The organism is Vibrio sp. Vb0349 (genome assembly GCF_033338975.1).
In genome coordinates, this window is record NZ_JAWOTS010000020.1 from 58,077 (window position 1) to 73,753 (window position 15,677).

Sequence of the window (15,677 nt, forward strand, 5' to 3'; positions counted from 1 at the left end):
GATGTTGCATTAGTCGTTAGACCTAAAACAAAAAGGGCTTGCTCAATGAGCAAGCCCTTCGCATATTAGCGGTTAAATCTAGTCTTCTAGATCGCCACAGAAGCGGTAACCTTCGCCGTGGATAGTGGCGATGATTTCTGGCGTGCCTGAAACAGACTCAAAGTGCTTACGGATACGACGAATCGTTACGTCTACAGTACGGTCGTGTGGCTTAAGTTCACGACCAGTCATCTTCTTAAGAAGATCTGCACGAGTTTGAATCTTACCCGGGTTCTCACAGAAGTGCAGTAGTGCGCGGAACTCAGAGCGAGGTAGCTTGTAGCTATCACCAGCAGGGCTTACTAGAGAGCGGCTGTTGATGTCTAGTACCCAACCGTTGAATTCATACTTTTCTACCGAGCGCTTCTCTTCTTGCACCGCGTTAGAGCTCATTGAGCGACTAAGTAGGTTACGTGCACGAATAGTTAGTTCACGTGGGTTGAATGGTTTAGTGATGTAGTCATCTGCACCAATCTCAAGACCTAGGATCTTGTCTACTTCATTGTCACGGCCTGTCAGGAACATTAAAGCAATGTTCGCTTGCTCGCGTAATTCACGCGCTAGTAGAAGGCCATTCTTGCCTGGAAGATTAATGTCCATAATAACCAAGTTGACTGAGTTATCAGACAACACTTGGTGCATCTCTTCACCGTCACTGGCTTCAAAAACAGCGTATCCCTCTGCTTCAAAAATACTCTTAAGAGTGTTACGAGTTACTTGCTCATCTTCAACGATAAGAATCTGCGGGGTTTGCATTGGCGGTACCTAAATTTGTGACAAAATTGTGCTAATAGAATAAATTCTAGGCAAAAATATAACATACAGGTAATGTGATTTTGATAATAAATCAAGTTGATCAAAAAAACACTTCTTTCAGTTATCCGCCCTCCATGGAATTTTGCCAACTCACCAGTATCCAATGGCGACGTTTATTCTAAAGGGCTTGTTTACCTTTCATTTCCTGCTTTCAGTGGGGCCTGAAACGTAAACACCCTAAGATATTGAGCGGATTTTATATTGTTAACAGCATGCTAACAATGCTCAAATGTTAATTCCATTCAGTTTGTTGATTTATATCAATTGATGAAATGTAACTGTTATTAATCGTTTAAGACTTATGATAGAAAAAAGTAATACGAACATAGACGCATCGTTATGGAATGCTTATTCAGAATCTTTTTTCAGATTCGAAGCCGAGTGGCGTGTTTCAAACTATGCTGTGATAACCGCTTGGAACCCATACAGTAACTTGAGGTCCAAAGAAGAGAACAGCATAAACAATCACGCGTTAGAAAAACAGCTACAGCACGTTAATTACGCGCCTGTCACGGTAGGTGATAGCGCTTTTACATGGTATGAGGAAAGCTTTGCCGTCGAGTTGTCGCCAGAGGTAGCCGTTGAATTGGCGAATGACTTTCAACAAAACGCGATTTATTACGTCATTAATGACCAACTTTATCTTATTGCGTGCTCGCAGCCGAAAGTTTTTCATACGTTAGGCTCCATTAAACCTCGGCTCGTATAGAAGGTATAGAAAAGGATACTGCTCACTGAAGCATCGCTTGGGTGAGAAAATTCACGGAGGAAATATGAGAGACATTACACCCGATATTTGTGACCAATTTGAAGACCAAGTGAGCTTGCTTACTTTACCATTGCAGAACTTTGGTCAACGTAGCGCTTTTTACGGTGAAATCGTTACGGTGCGCTGCTATCACGATAACTCGAAAGTGCGTGAAGTACTGGGCGAAGATGGAACGGGTAAAGTATTGATTGTTGACGGACATGGATCGTGTCAGAGAGCATTACTCGGCGATCAATTAGCGATACTCGGAATAGAAAATGGGTGGGAAGGCATCATTGTCTATGGTGCAATACGCGATGTAGCACAAATATCTCAAATGGACATTGGCGTTCAAGCTCTTGGCACCAACCCGTTTAAAACAGAGAAACGCGGGATAGGAGAGGTAAACGTAACCTTAACGATGCAAAACCAAATCGTTCAACCTAAGCACTACGTTTACGCGGACTGGAACGGTGTATTGATTTCTAAGCAAAAGCTAGACTTCTAAAAACGAAAGCCTAAACCAACCTCAAAGCCTTGTTGCCAATCTTGGTAATCAAGAGTCGCGTGAAAATCCAGTTTATCGGTAATTTTTACGCGACTTGATACTTCAGCCGCGAGGCTACTGTCGTCTTGGCGAATACCTTCCGCTGTTTCGTTCTTGTAAGAGCGAACTGTACTTTTCAGCGTGACACGATCATTAAAGTGATAGCTGATCCCACTCAAAAAACCACTTTGATTTTGGGTAGGAGAGTTATTGACTCGTGCACCGACATAAACGTCTACCGAATCAAAAAGTTCGTAAGCGTAACCCGTATCGATATTCCAAACATCAAAACTGTCAGACTGATAACTGTCGCTGGAAATGAATAGTTTATGAGGAGAAGGGGATGTTTTACCTGGAAGCGGCGGAAGCTCGTTGGCTAGACAAACACCAGGCACAAAAAACAGCAACAGAAAAAGCCATCTTTTCATGTTCACCACTCCTTGTGTCAACTTTTTTATTAGTATGCGCCCAAAGCTTCTCACTATTAAAGCATAGAATATGAAAGCTAGCTCACCTATTTTCTAAATAATTCGATCCTATGAACATAAGTCACAGTTAAGTTGTTGTTATGTGTCACAACCCTCTCGAATTATTTGATCGTACGTTTTATGGCAAAGATCAGACTAGTTATTAGATAAAAAACCGAACTGGTGATGATGGTTAAGTCCTTTACAAAAACTAACTGTAGATTTTCAAATGATCAATAATATGTAATTAACTATAAATATCAATGACATTGCTTAGCAGAAATCTCTGAAAGATGGAAAAGCAAACAATTTTTTGTTGACTATGTATCAGAAACTCGGTAAACGTAGAGTTAAGCAAACACAATTAACGTTGAATATTTATTTATGCCATCTAACAGCCTAGTAGTAATGACCACGACCATTATTATTACCGACACGACACATGTTGGGGCAGGCTGCTGAGCGAAAGAAATTCACAAAAAAGGCCTGTATCCAACAAGATACAGGCCTTTTTTTATGCTTTTTTATCCAGAATTTAGACAAATTTAAGAAGATATACCGGAGGAAGGGATGCGAGTATTGAAGTTTGGCGGATCATCACTAGCTGATGCAGATCGCTTTTTGAGAGCGGCAGACATTATTGCCAATAACGCTCAACAAGAAGAAGTGGCGGTTGTTCTTTCCGCTCCTGGTAAAACAACAAACAAATTGGTTTCGGTCATTGAAGGCGCATTGCGCAATGGTGAAGCAGAACTACAAATCAAAGAATTGGAGGAGTCGTTTAAAACGCTCTTCACTCAAGTCCAAGCAGTACTACCCAATATCGATGGTTCAGCTTTCGATAACCAAGTGAAAACTTCTCTCTCTCAATTACGCCAATTCGTTCATGGCATCAATCTTCTTGGTATGTGCCCAAACAATGTTAATGCACGTATTATTAGCAAAGGCGAACGCGTTTCGATTCAATTGATGAAAGCAGTGTTAGAAGCCAAAGGCCAGCCTGCACATCTTATCGACCCAGTTGAATACCTATACGCAAAAGGTGATCACCTTGAAGCCATGGTTGATGTAGACGTTTCAACGCAAAACTTCCGCCAAAACCCTCTTCCTCTGGGCCATGTGAACATCATGCCAGGCTTTACCGCAGGTAACGAGAAAGGTGAATTGGTAACACTTGGTCGCAATGGCTCTGATTATTCGGCGGCGGTTCTTGCGGCGTGTCTGCGCGCAGATTGTTGTGAGATCTGGACTGACGTAGACGGTGTATACAACTGCGACCCTCGTTTAGTGGAAGATGCTCGCTTACTTAAATCTCTTAGCTACCAAGAAGCAATGGAGCTTTCTTACTTCGGTGCTTCCGTTTTGCATCCGAAGACCATTGCTCCTATCGCGCAGTTCCACATCCCATGTCTGATCAAAAACAGCTTTAACCCACAAGGTGCAGGTACCCTGATTGGGCAAGACACTGGTGAAGACAACCTGGCGATCAAAGGTATCACGACGCTAAACGACCTAACTATGGTTAACGTCTCCGGCCCAGGTATGAAGGGTATGGTTGGCATGGCAAGCCGCGTGTTTGGCGCAATGTCTTCCGCTGGTGTGTCTATTGTTCTTATTACTCAGTCTTCTTCTGAGTACAGCATTAGCTTCTGTATTGAGGCAGAAGATAAAGCAAAAGCGCAACAAGTACTGGCCGATGCGTTTGAGTTGGAACTGAAAGATAGCTTATTAGAGCCGGTCGAGTTTATTGATAATGTTTCAATCATAACGTTGGTTGGTGACGGCATGCGTACATCGCGCGGTGTTGCATCTCGCTTCTTCTCATCTCTTGCTGAAGTGAACGTAAACATTGTGGCAATTGCACAGGGCTCATCTGAGCGTGCTATCTCAGCCGTGATTCCTGAAGACAAAATCTCTGAAGCAATCAAAGCGTGTCACGAAAACCTCTTCAACTCTAAGCACTTCCTAGACGTCTTCGTGGTTGGTATTGGTGGCGTTGGTGGTGAGCTGGTGGATCAGATCGAGCGTCAACAGGCGAAGCTTGCGGAAAAAGGCATCGTTATTCGCGTGTGTGGCTTGGCAAACAGCAAAGGTCTTTTACTTGATAGTGAAGGTCTGCCACTCGAGCATTGGCGTGATCGTATGTCGGCAGCGACAGAAGAGTTCAGCCTAGCGCGTTTGATTTCTTTGGTTCAACGTAACCACATCATCAACCCAGTATTGGTTGACTGTACATCAAGTGAAGATATCGCGAACCAATACGCTGATTTCCTAGCAGCTGGTTTCCATGTCGTTACACCAAATAAAAAAGCAAACACAGCAAGCATGGCTTACTACCATCAGCTTCGCGATGTTGCGCGCAGCTCTCGTCGCAAGCTGATGTACGAAACAACTGTGGGGGCGGGTCTACCGGTAATCGAAAACCTGCAAAACCTAATCTCAGCGGGTGATGAGCTAGAGCGCTTTAGCGGTATTCTTTCTGGCTCTCTGTCATACATCTTCGGTAAGTTAGATGAAGGTATGAGCCTAAGTGAAGCAACTAATATCGCAAAAGAAAATGGTTTTACTGAACCGGATCCTCGTGATGATCTTTCTGGTATGGATGTCGCGCGTAAGCTTCTGATCCTGGCTCGTGAAGCAGGCATGTCTCTAGAACTAGAAGACGTTGTGGTTGATCAAGCTCTGCCACCAGGCTTTGATGATTCTGGTAGCGTTGATGAATTTATGGCGCGTTTACCTGAAGCAGACGCTTACTTTAAAGAGTTATCTGCAAAGGCAGCGGAAGAAGGCAAAGTACTGCGCTACGTTGGTGAGATTAATGAGGGCAAGTGCACAGTAAGCATCGCAGCGGTGGATGAAAACGATCCAATGTATAAAATCAAGGACGGTGAAAACGCACTGGCATTTTACAGCCGTTATTATCAGCCAATCCCACTAGTGTTACGTGGCTATGGTGCAGGCACCGAAGTAACGGCTGCGGGTGTATTTTCTGACGTGATGCGTACTTTAGGTTGGAAACTAGGGGTATAACAATAATGAGTTCAAGTGATATGGATGTAGTGGTTTATGCCCCAGCATCAATTGGTAATGTAAGCGTTGGCTTTGATGTGCTGGGGGCGGCCGTGTCCCCAGTGGATGGGACCTTGCTAGGTGACAGAGTGCAAGTTAAGGCAGGGACTGAGCCGTTCAGTCTGAAAACTGCGGGTAATTTTGTCTCTAAGTTGCCTACAGAGCCAAAAGAAAACATCGTTTACGATTGTTGGCTGGTGTTTTCTCGCGAGCTAGATAAAAAAGGTGTTGAGCTAAAACCACTTGAAATGACGCTAGAAAAGAACATGCCAATTGGCTCTGGTTTAGGCTCAAGTGCATGTTCTATCGTGGCGGCGCTGGATGCTTTAAACCGATTCCATGGTCAACCGCTGAATGAGACTGAGCTGCTAGCACTGATGGGGGAAATGGAAGGCAAGATCTCTGGTGGTATTCACTACGATAACGTCGCGCCGTGTTACCTTGGTGGTGTCCAGTTGATGCTTGAAGAGTTGGGTATCATCAGTCAAGAAGTGCCTTGTTTTGATGATTGGTACTGGGTGATGGCGTATCCGGGAATCAAAGTATCAACAGCAGAAGCGCGTGAGATCCTACCATCTCAATATCGCCGACAAGATATCATCGCTCATGGTCGTCACCTTGCGGGCTTTATTCATGCGTGTCATTCTGGTCAGCCAGAACTTGCTGCAAAAATGATCAAAGACGTGATCGCAGAACCGTATCGTGAGAAACTGCTTCCAGGTTTTGCGAATGCACGTCAATACGCAGCGTCTGCGGGTGCATTGGCAACCGGTATTTCTGGCAGTGGTCCGACACTGTTCAGTATTTGCAAAGAGAAAGATGTCGCTGAGCGAGTTGCTCGCTGGTTAGAACAAAACTACGTACAAAACGAAGAAGGATTCGTCCACGTTTGTCGTCTAGATAAGCAGGGTTCGAAAGTAACAGGAAGTGAGCTATGAAGCTTTACAATATAAAAGAAAATGATGAACAAGTTTCCTTTGGCCAAGCCGTTCGCCAAGGGTTAGGCCGGAACCAAGGTCTATTTTTCCCATCGGAATTGCCAAAATTTGAAGATATCGATGCGCTGCTTGCAGAAGACTTTGTCTCTCGTAGCACTAAGATTCTATCGGCGTTAATTGGAGATGAACTTACAGAGGAGCAAGTGAATGCTCTTGTTGATGCTGCATTCCAATTCCCTGCGCCAATTAATCAGGTCAAAGACGGTGTTTACGCTCTGGAACTGTTCCATGGTCCAACACTTGCATTTAAAGACTTTGGTGGTCGCTTTATGGCGCAATCTCTTGCTGCGGTTTCGGACGGCGGCAAGATCACCATTTTGACGGCAACTTCTGGCGATACTGGCGCAGCCGTTGCGCATGCTTTCTACGGTATGGAAGACATCAACGTTGTGATTCTTTACCCGAAAGGCAAGATCAGCCCACTGCAAGAGAAGCTATTCTGTACGCTTGGTAAGAACATCCATACTATCGCTATCGATGGAGACTTCGATGCGTGTCAGGCACTGGTTAAACAAGCTTTTGATGATTCTGCACTGCGTGAAGAGATCGGTCTGAACTCTGCAAACTCAATCAACATCAGCCGTTTGATGGCGCAAATCTGTTACTACTTTGAAGCAGCTGCGCAAATGAGCAAGCAAGAGCGTGAAAACCTTGTTGTGTCTGTACCAAGTGGTAACTTTGGTAACCTAACTGCTGGTCTACTGGCAAAAGCGCTGGGCTTGCCTATCAAACGCTTTATCGCGGCAACTAATGCCAATGACACTGTTCCTCGCTACCTAGAAACAGGTAAGTGGGAGCCAAAACCAACAGTCGCAACAACATCGAACGCGATGGACGTGAGCCAACCAAACAACTGGCCTCGTATTGAAGAGCTGTGCCGCGTGAAAGAGTGGGGCTTGGAGACGTTAGGTAAAGGCGCAGTATCTGATGAGCAAAGCGCACAGTCAGTGAAAGATTTACATGCTCTAGGCTACCTATGCGAACCGCATGGTGCGATTGCTTACCGAGTGCTTGAAGAACAATTGCAAGACGGTGAAACCGGTCTGTTCCTATGTACTGCTCACCCTGCGAAGTTCAAAGAAGTCGTGGATGATATTCTAGAATCCGATATCGAGCTTCCTGCGCCACTAGCGAAGCACGCTGCGATGGAGCTGCTATCGGAAGAGCTCGACGCAGACTTTGACGCATTGAAACAAGTACTGCGCCGCGTGCAGTAAGCTTCAAAGTATAGTAAGTATCAAAAACAGAAATAACGAGAGGTGAATGAGTAATCATTCACCTTTTTTATTGTCGGTAAGTTTTGACTCTCTTTATGATTGAGAAACGAACTTAACTAAATGAGATGGAAAGAGAAGCATGCATTTTTTGATTTTTCTTGGCTCAGTGAGAGACAGCACGCCACCACGACCAGCCCGTTTAGGAATGCGAGTCAGTAAAGCGTGTGAAAAACTCATCGCGAGTCAACATTCGCAACATACGGTCGAAATCATCGACCCTTTGAATTACGACTTTGGTGATGTGTTTAAGCCCGAGTTTGCTTATCACCGCTCTAAAGTTCCGCAGAACCTAAGTGAGCTGGCAGACAAAATCAAACATGCGGATGGGTATGTGATGGTTAGCCCGGAATATAACCATTCGATGAGTCCTGCTCTGGCGAACACGCTTAACCATTTCGGCAGTTCGCTGTTTTCTTACAAGCCGAGTGCTATCGTGACCTATTCTGCCGGACAATGGGGTGGTGTTAGAGCTGCCGTTTCTATGCGTACCTTCTTATCTGAACTTGGATGTCTACCTGTCTCTGCGATGATCCACATTCCGAAAGCGCAAGAAGTGTTTGATGAACAGGGCGTTGCTGAGGATGAGTCGGAGCAGACGCAGTGGGATAACTATATGAATCGCACTATGCATCAATTGATTTGGTGGGCTGAAGGGGCGTCACTGCAAAGAGATAGGCGTGATCCAACCTCTTTAGCGCAAGCGTTTCAGAAAGATCCTTCGCAAAGAAATGCACCTTAGAGGCGAGTTGCTTTCCATTATAGAAAGGGTTTAGAAGGATTCTGAAACAAAAAAAGCTTGGTCATTGCAGACCAAGCTTTTTAAATTCTAGCGAGCTAGTTTACTGAGAGATTATAGAGTCTCAGTAAAAGTACGAGCGATTACATCACGTTGTTGCTCTGGAGTTAGCGAGTTAAAACGTACTGCGTAACCAGAAACACGAATAGTTAGTTGTGGGTATTTCTCTGGGTGTGCAACTGCATCTTCTAGTGTTTCGCGTTTAAGCACGTTCACGTTTAGGTGTTGGCCGCCTTCGATACGAGGAGCAGTTTCGATTGCAACTTCACGGCTTTCGTATTCACCTAGGTCGCTGATTGCGATAACTTGGTCTGCTTCGTAGCCAGCAGTTGCAGCAACACAACGAGCTTCATTTTTTTCGCTATCTAATAGCCAGATAGAGTTTAGTAGGTCGTCGTTTGCCGCTTTTGTAATTTGGATACCTTGGATCATCACTATCTCCTAGACCACTTACGTGGTGATTATTGGTGTTAATTTTCGAATTTTCGTTGAGCTGAGTATTATATAGCTAATATCCACTATTTTAATATTGATTTAAGTCAAAAAACAACCAAAAGCATTATTTTTATTAAGGTAATTTTGTTGAGTTAAATCAATAAAACCTTTGAAAACAAACTAATTACAATTTATTTGATAATATAAAAAATATTTAATAACTAGTTTTGTTGTAAATTTACTACAAATTGAGATTAAAGTTTAAACTGGTTAACGCAACTATCTGTATTTAGGTAGCAATACTGAAAGTCTAAAGTGATTAAATGACAAACATGAAAAACAAGCTTGGGAATAAACTCATTGGTGCACATGTCTCTGCTGCTGGTGGGGTCGATCAAGCTCCGTTGAGAGCTCGTGAAATTGGCGCGAATGCCTTCGCACTATTTACAAAAAACCAACGCCAGTGGGTGGCGAAGCCTTTAGAAGCAAAAACCATCAGTGCGTTTAAAGCGAACTGTAAAATGCTGGGTTTCGGAGCAGAGCATATTCTTCCCCATGATTCTTATCTGATTAACTTGGGTGCGCCGGAAGAAGAAAAGCTGAATAAATCCCGCGCGGCATTTATTGATGAAATGGAGCGTTGTAATCAGTTGGGGCTGACTTTGCTTAACTTCCATCCGGGCAGTCACCTAAAGAAAGTCTCTGAACAGGAGTGTCTCGCGACGATCGCCGAGTCGATCAATCTTGCGCATAAAGCGGTGCCGAATGTGATCGCTGTTATCGAGAATACGGCAGGTCAAGGCACTAACTTAGGCTGGAAGTTTGAGCACCTAGCTGAAATCATCGAGCAAGTGGAAGATAAAGATCGTGTCGGCGTTTGTATTGATACCTGCCATACCTTTACGGCTGGTTATGACTTACGTACAAAAGAAGATTGCGAGCGCACCTTTGCAGAGTTCGACCGTATCGTAGGTATGCACTATTTAAGAGCAATGCATCTAAATGATTCAAAAGTAGAGTTTGCCAGCAAAGTAGATCGCCACCATTCTCTAGGTAAAGGAGAGATCGGGTGGGATTGCTTTGAGTACATCGCGAAAGACCCTCGTTTTGATGGTATCCCTCTGATTTTGGAAACAATTGATCCAGATATTTGGCAGCAAGAGATCAACACGTTGCGTCAATTCCATTTAGCGGCCATTGACAGTTAATGGCGTAACCACAAAGTTGGCACCTTTCTTTCTTAGTCATTGAACATCAATCTCTGAATTAGCAAAGAAGGATGCCAACATGTCTCGACCATTCTCTTTTACTCCTTATACTTACACTCGTCGTGTGCTTCGCTTACCGATGCCTAATCGTCACATTACCGGACAGGGGCATTTTCGAACGCCACAGAAGCATTAGTCTTTTATTACTTGTCTCAAGTTCGTGGTAAGTTTTTGTTTGTTTGAGTTTCGCTCGTTAGAATAGAAGCAAAATTTAGGACAGGAACTTTCCATGAATCAGTCACCCACTTGGCACGATGTGATCGGCGAAGAGAAAAAGCAGAGCTACTTTGTAGACACCTTGAATTTTGTTGAAGCCGAACGCGCCGCAGGCAAAGCTATTTTTCCTCCCGCAAAAGATGTCTTTAACGCGTTTCGTTTTACCGAGTTCAAAGACGTTAAGGTCGTGATTCTAGGACAAGACCCATACCACGGCCCAAATCAGGCGCATGGCCTGTGTTTCTCTGTACTTCCTGGCATTAAAACGCCACCGTCACTGGTTAATATGTATAAAGAGCTGGCGCAAGATATTGAAGGTTTCCAAATCCCTCAGCATGGTTTTTTGCAAAGCTGGGCTGAACAAGGCGTATTGTTACTCAATACGGTATTAACGGTGGAGCAAGGTAAAGCGCATTCACATTCAAAGACAGGTTGGGAAACGTTTACTGACCGAGTGATTGAAGCCATTAATCAGCATCAAGAAGGTGTAGTGTTCTTGCTGTGGGGGTCACACGCGCAGAAGAAAGGGCGCTTTATCGATCGCAACAAGCACCATGTGTTAGCTGCCCCACACCCATCGCCACTTTCTGCACATCGAGGCTTTTTCGGTTGTAAGCATTTCTCTCAAGCAAACCAGTTGCTTACATCACAAGAAAAAGCACCAATTAACTGGCATTTGCCATTAACTGTATAAATGAAGAGACAGCGATCATGGATGCTATGATCGCTGTTTTTTTGAGCACGCTCGAGGCTGATAGTAAATTTCTCATGTACACTTACTAAAAGTAGGTGTTAAGGAGAGACGCTATGATGATCGAAAGAATTCGACGCGAACATGGTTATATGGTTCGTCTGTTGGCGATACTGCGCCATAAGCTTAATGAGATAAAAAAAGAACGTGTAATCAACTATGCGTTAGTAAGCGAGATTGTTGATTACCTCTCTAATCATTCGGAGAAAGTACACCACCCGAAAGAAGATATCCTCTATCACCACTTTCTTGAACACTATGGTAAGCAACAAACCATGGAAAATTTAGAGAAAGAACATCTAGAGTTAGCGAGTAAAACCAGAGAGTTTTCATCCGTGATAGAGATGATCCTTCAGGATGCTGTTGTGCCACAAGACATGTTCGTCGCTCACCTAGAAGATTTCATTGAATCGCAAAGGCGCCACTTGGAGCTAGAAGAGCGAAAAATTTTGCCTCTCATTGAAGAGTTATTTACCACAGAAGATTGGCAGCATGTCGAGAGCTTATGGAGCGTCAGTGAGGATGACCCTGTATTTGGTGACACGATTGCTGATCGTTATAAGCAGCTGGCCGAACGTGTTCGTCAAAGTGATACTGAGTATGTTTAAGACTGAATGATGAAACCTGAGCGAGCGAAAGTCGTCTCTCGGGTTTGTGAGATACACTTCTTATTTATTGGGAATCAAACGAAAATTTCGTGTGCATATTTCTCGGCAAAAAGTACGGAAGATTCTCATTGAGTAATAATGGTATTCATACTTAAACCTTGGTACATAAACTCACGGTGTTTACGGTCACTGTAAACAAAAAACAAAAGGCACCCGTAAGGTGCCTTTTGTTTGAATTAGAGTTTAATGTCTTCCAAGTTATAATCGGTACAGACATCAAGTTCGCGCAGCTCTTTAAGCAAATTGCGTCTGTCGTTCATCTCTTCTATTTCACGCCACTTTCGCTTTACTGGTTTGGCACGAGATTTGGTTGTTGAGGTAGTATCCAGATTAAAAATGTCATCTAGTTGAAAGCCTTCCATAAGCCACCTTTACCTTTCTTAAGCTAAACTGTTGTAACCAGTCCTTGTGGAGTTTTTTAAGTACCACAATAGCCGTGAGAATAACCATGATATATTTCGCATTTGTGTCGGTAGCATGACATTTTCGTGCAAAAATATTCTCAAAATCACACTTTTTATTGCAACGATGTGGATAAAAAATGCACAAACGATCTCAAGAAAACGATTAAATAGAGAGATTTTCTATGTTAATTCGATTTGATGAATGGGTGCACTGCGCAAAGGTTAAAGTTGCATAAAATCAGTTTGATGAAATAGTGTTCAATTAGATGGTAAGCCACTAGCGTAAATTTATGTAACACCTTGTGAATACTAGCTTGTTCTTGTTTATACGGTTTACCATTCCATTTAATGAGGAATAATTATTTATGTTGGTGTTTGGTAATTGAAATGTTGCGCAGTTTGAGTGTTAAGTCTTCTATTTATGTTATTTTTTGGTGACTTTATAGTGAAAAATAACAATGTTATTCTTATTGTTGCATATTGATTTTTGCGCTCCTAGGTTGCATTATCCGCCCGTCAAAAAATACGCTGGTACGTAAAATGGATGCATGAAGCGACATTTACGATTCTAGATTGCCCATAAACATTACTTAAAAAGCTAAGCACACTTTGACACTTAGCAGGCAATTTGGTGGATGGCTAGGACGCATAGACTGGCGCAACTCACTTTGAGGTACACATGACAGACTTAATCAATTTGATGAACGATCTCCTCTGGGGCTCGATTCTGGTTTATCTTCTTGTTGGTGTTGGTATTTACTTCACCGTTCGATTAGGGTTCATTCAGTTCCGCCATTTCGGCCACATGTTCTCTGTTCTTAAGAACAGCCGTAAAGCAGACAAAGCTGGTATTTCCTCTTTCCAAGCGCTTTGTACTAGTCTTGCTGCACGTGTTGGTACAGGTAACATGGCGGGCGTTGCAGTTGCATTGACTGCGGGTGGTCCTGGTGCGATCTTCTGGATGTGGCTGATTGCAATGCTTGGTATGGCAACATCGTTTGCTGAGAGCACACTGGCGCAGCTATACAAAACCAAAGATGATGATGGCAACTACCGTGGTGGCCCTGCCTACTACATGGAAAAAGGCCTGGGCATGCGTTGGATGGGCGTGTTGTTCTCAGTTTTCCTAATCATCGCTTTTGGTTTGGTATTCAACGCCGTTCAAGCTAACTCAATTGCCAATGCAATGAGCAACGCATTTGGTTGGAATAACCTGTATGTCGGTATTGCCGTTGTTTTACTGTCTGCAATTGTTATTTTCGGCGGCATCAAGCGTATCGCAAGAGTTGCTGAGATGATCGTTCCGATCATGGCACTACTTTATCTAGCCCTAGCGCTGTTCATCATGTTCTCTAACCTCGAGAAATTACCTGATGTATTGATGCTTATCTTTAAGAGTGCATTTGGTCTGCAAGAAGCAGCAGCAGGTGGTCTTGGCTACGCAATTGCACAGGCAATGATTAACGGTATCAAGCGCGGTCTATTCTCGAATGAAGCAGGTATGGGTTCTGCACCTAACGCGGCAGCTTCAGCAACACCTTACCCACCACACCCAGCGTCTCAAGGTTACGTACAGATGCTAGGCGTGTTCATGGATACGATCGTTATCTGTTCTGCAACAGTGGCTATCATCCTGATGTCTGGTGAGTATGTCGGTCAAGCAACAGAAGTGACGGGTATCGAGCTAACTCAGCGTGCATTGAGCTCACAAGTTGGCGATTGGGGCGGCATTTTTGTTGCTGTGGCAATCTTCTTCTTTGCGTTTACTTCAATCATTGCAAACTACTCGTACGCTGAAACGAACTTAATCTTCCTAGAGCACAATCATAAAGCGGGCTTAAGCATTTTCCGCGTTATTGTTCTTGGTATGGTGATGTTTGGTGCACTAGCTTCGTTACCAGTCGTATGGTCGCTTGCTGACGTCTCTATGGGTCTGATGGCGATAGTCAACTTGGTGGCGATCATCTTGCTATCTGGCATCGTGATTAAACTGGCAAAAGATTACAACCGCCAGCTTGGTGAAGGCAAAGTGCCAACATTTGATGCGAATGACTTCCCTGAGCTGAAATCTCAGCTTGAAGAAGGCATTTGGTACAACGATAAAAAAGACTAAGTGAGCTATCACTCATAGTTGAAAGCTATTAGTACGATGTAAAAAGCCATGCAGACAATGCATGGCTTTTTTTGTACCCTATTAAAAACAAAATTAGAGAAGGGAAAGTCATGCTTATCGTAGTTTCTCCAGCGAAGACTCTTGATTACGAGTCTCCGTTAGCGACAGAAAAATTTACTCAACCTGAGTTGGTCGAATACTCAAAAGAGCTTATCGATGTTTGCCGCAAACTGACTCCTGCTGATGTTGCCTCTTTAATGAAAGTGAGCGACAAGATTGCCGATTTAAATGTGGGCCGATTCCAAGAGTGGAGTGAAACGTTTACCACTGAAAACTCACGACAAGCCATTCTTGCATTTAAAGGTGACGTTTACACAGGGCTAGACGCCGAAAGTTTATCTGAAGCGGACTTCGAATATGCTCAAGATCATCTGCGTATGCTATCGGGTCTTTATGGTTTACTAAAACCACTTGATTTGATGCAGCCATACCGTCTTGAAATGGGTACCAAGCTTGCAAACGACAAAGGTACGAACTTGTACCAGTTTTGGGGCAATGTTATTACGGACAAGCTTAACGAAGCGATTTCTGCTCAAGGTGATAATGTCCTTATCAACCTTGCATCAAATGAATACTTTAAAGCGGTTAAGCCAAAGAATTTAGATGCGCAAGTGATCACGCCAGTATTCAAAGATTGTAAGAATGGTCAATACAAGGTCATCAGTTTTTACGCGAAGAAAGCGCGCGGTATGATGGCGCGTTACATCATTGAAAACCGTGTTGAGAGCGTTGCAGACCTGACTAAGTTTGATACGGTGGGTTACTACTTTGTGGAAGATGAATCGACGCCAACAGAGTTAGTATTTAAACGCGAAGAGCAAAAATAAAGCTGATTGAGACGTAGTCTACGTTAATCTCTATCAGCACAAACGAAAAAGGGTTGGCATTGCCAACCCTTTGTTATTTTCTAGCTTGAGCTACTTGGCCCCAACAAGATTACTTCTTCTTAGCGGTTTTCTTTTTCGCTACTTTTTTCTTGTCGTCTTTTTTCTTTTTCTTCTTAAA

At 43.6% G+C, this 15,677-nt stretch carries 16 protein-coding genes and 1 other annotated feature; of the genes, 12 read left to right on the forward strand and 4 right to left on the reverse strand.

Annotation, left to right across the window (positions count from 1 at the left end; genetic code table 11):
• Positions 1 to 78: 78 nt before the first annotated feature.
• Positions 79 to 795: a two-component system response regulator ArcA gene (arcA, locus tag R7Q47_RS18130; protein ID WP_005381824.1), complete on the reverse strand. Its 717-nt coding sequence runs from the start codon at positions 793 to 795 to the stop codon at positions 79 to 81.
• Positions 796 to 1,156: 361 nt separating this feature from the next.
• On the opposite strand from arcA, the gene R7Q47_RS18135 reads away from it, so the two are divergent.
• Together R7Q47_RS18135 and R7Q47_RS18140 are read left to right on the forward strand one after the other, a co-directional pair.
• Positions 1,157 to 1,564, forward strand: coding sequence for a DUF3293 domain-containing protein (locus R7Q47_RS18135; protein ID WP_053306886.1), 408 nt, complete (start codon positions 1,157 to 1,159; stop codon positions 1,562 to 1,564).
• A 64-nt stretch (positions 1,565 to 1,628) separates the two neighbouring features.
• On the forward strand, positions 1,629 to 2,111 hold the full coding sequence (locus R7Q47_RS18140; RefSeq protein WP_005381822.1) for a putative 4-hydroxy-4-methyl-2-oxoglutarate aldolase: 483 nt from the start codon (positions 1,629 to 1,631) through the stop codon (positions 2,109 to 2,111).
• Here R7Q47_RS18140 and R7Q47_RS18145 read toward each other — a convergent pair.
• Entirely contained in the window at positions 2,108 to 2,578 is a 471-nt protein-coding gene (locus tag R7Q47_RS18145) for a ribonuclease regulator (protein WP_175413426.1), read from the reverse strand. The genes R7Q47_RS18140 and R7Q47_RS18145 overlap by 4 nt on opposite strands.
• Before the next feature lie 423 nt (positions 2,579 to 3,001).
• Here R7Q47_RS18145 and thrL point away from each other — a divergent pair, with 423 nt between their 5' ends.
• From thrL to R7Q47_RS18170, 5 genes are all read left to right on the forward strand, one after another.
• Positions 3,002 to 3,079, forward strand: coding sequence for a thr operon leader peptide (gene thrL / locus R7Q47_RS18150; RefSeq protein WP_074192076.1), 78 nt, complete (start codon positions 3,002 to 3,004; stop codon positions 3,077 to 3,079).
• Positions 3,015 to 3,134: a sequence feature (Thr leader region), on the forward strand. (Overlaps the previous gene by 65 nt.)
• Positions 3,135 to 3,187: 53 nt before the next feature.
• Complete coding sequence (gene thrA / locus R7Q47_RS18155; protein ID WP_104978801.1) at positions 3,188 to 5,647, forward strand: bifunctional aspartate kinase/homoserine dehydrogenase I; 2,460 nt, start codon at positions 3,188 to 3,190, stop codon at positions 5,645 to 5,647.
• 20 nt (positions 5,648 to 5,667) lie between these two features.
• A complete protein-coding gene (gene thrB, locus R7Q47_RS18160) occupies positions 5,668 to 6,624 on the forward strand; it encodes a homoserine kinase (protein ID WP_041852994.1) in 957 nt (318 codons plus the stop codon).
• Positions 6,621 to 7,901, forward strand: coding sequence for a threonine synthase (gene thrC / locus R7Q47_RS18165; RefSeq protein WP_053808594.1), 1,281 nt, complete (start codon positions 6,621 to 6,623; stop codon positions 7,899 to 7,901). Before thrB ends, thrC begins: the two co-directional genes overlap by 4 nt.
• A gap of 139 nt (positions 7,902 to 8,040) precedes the next feature.
• On the forward strand, positions 8,041 to 8,700 hold the full coding sequence (locus R7Q47_RS18170; protein WP_053350217.1) for an NADPH-dependent FMN reductase: 660 nt from the start codon (positions 8,041 to 8,043) through the stop codon (positions 8,698 to 8,700).
• A gap of 111 nt (positions 8,701 to 8,811) precedes the next feature.
• Here R7Q47_RS18170 and grcA read toward each other — a convergent pair whose 3' ends face one another.
• Positions 8,812 to 9,189 (reverse strand): autonomous glycyl radical cofactor GrcA, encoded by a 378-nt coding sequence (gene grcA, locus R7Q47_RS18175; protein WP_005381814.1) that lies wholly within the window; start codon positions 9,187 to 9,189, stop codon positions 8,812 to 8,814.
• Positions 9,190 to 9,515: 326 nt separating this feature from the next.
• On the opposite strand from grcA, the gene nfo reads away from it, so the two are divergent.
• The 3 genes from nfo to R7Q47_RS18190 all read left to right on the forward strand — a co-directional run bounded on the left by nfo (position 9,516) and on the right by R7Q47_RS18190 (position 12,035).
• Complete coding sequence (nfo, locus tag R7Q47_RS18180) at positions 9,516 to 10,400, forward strand: deoxyribonuclease IV (RefSeq protein WP_017821508.1); 885 nt, start codon at positions 9,516 to 9,518, stop codon at positions 10,398 to 10,400.
• Between the two features lie 289 nt (positions 10,401 to 10,689).
• On the forward strand, positions 10,690 to 11,370 hold the full coding sequence (ung, locus tag R7Q47_RS18185; protein ID WP_005382846.1) for a uracil-DNA glycosylase: 681 nt from the start codon (positions 10,690 to 10,692) through the stop codon (positions 11,368 to 11,370).
• A 113-nt stretch (positions 11,371 to 11,483) separates the two neighbouring features.
• Entirely contained in the window at positions 11,484 to 12,035 is a 552-nt protein-coding gene (locus R7Q47_RS18190; RefSeq protein WP_017821507.1) for a hemerythrin domain-containing protein, read from the forward strand.
• Positions 12,036 to 12,271: 236 nt separating this feature from the next.
• Here the strand turns inward: R7Q47_RS18190 and R7Q47_RS18195 are convergent, their stop codons facing one another.
• On the reverse strand, positions 12,272 to 12,457 hold the full coding sequence (locus R7Q47_RS18195; RefSeq protein WP_005381805.1) for a DUF3545 family protein: 186 nt from the start codon (positions 12,455 to 12,457) through the stop codon (positions 12,272 to 12,274).
• A gap of 721 nt (positions 12,458 to 13,178) precedes the next feature.
• Between R7Q47_RS18195 and R7Q47_RS18200 the strand changes: the two genes are divergently transcribed.
• Both R7Q47_RS18200 and yaaA read left to right on the forward strand, forming a co-directional pair.
• Positions 13,179 to 14,612 carry an alanine/glycine:cation symporter family protein gene (locus R7Q47_RS18200; protein ID WP_005381800.1) on the forward strand — a complete coding sequence of 478 codons (1,434 nt, stop codon included), beginning with the start codon at positions 13,179 to 13,181 and terminating at the stop codon, positions 14,610 to 14,612.
• 110 nt (positions 14,613 to 14,722) lie between these two features.
• Entirely contained in the window at positions 14,723 to 15,499 is a 777-nt protein-coding gene (gene yaaA / locus R7Q47_RS18205; RefSeq protein ID WP_017821506.1) for a peroxide stress protein YaaA, read from the forward strand.
• The last annotated feature ends 178 nt before the right edge of the window (positions 15,500 to 15,677 follow it).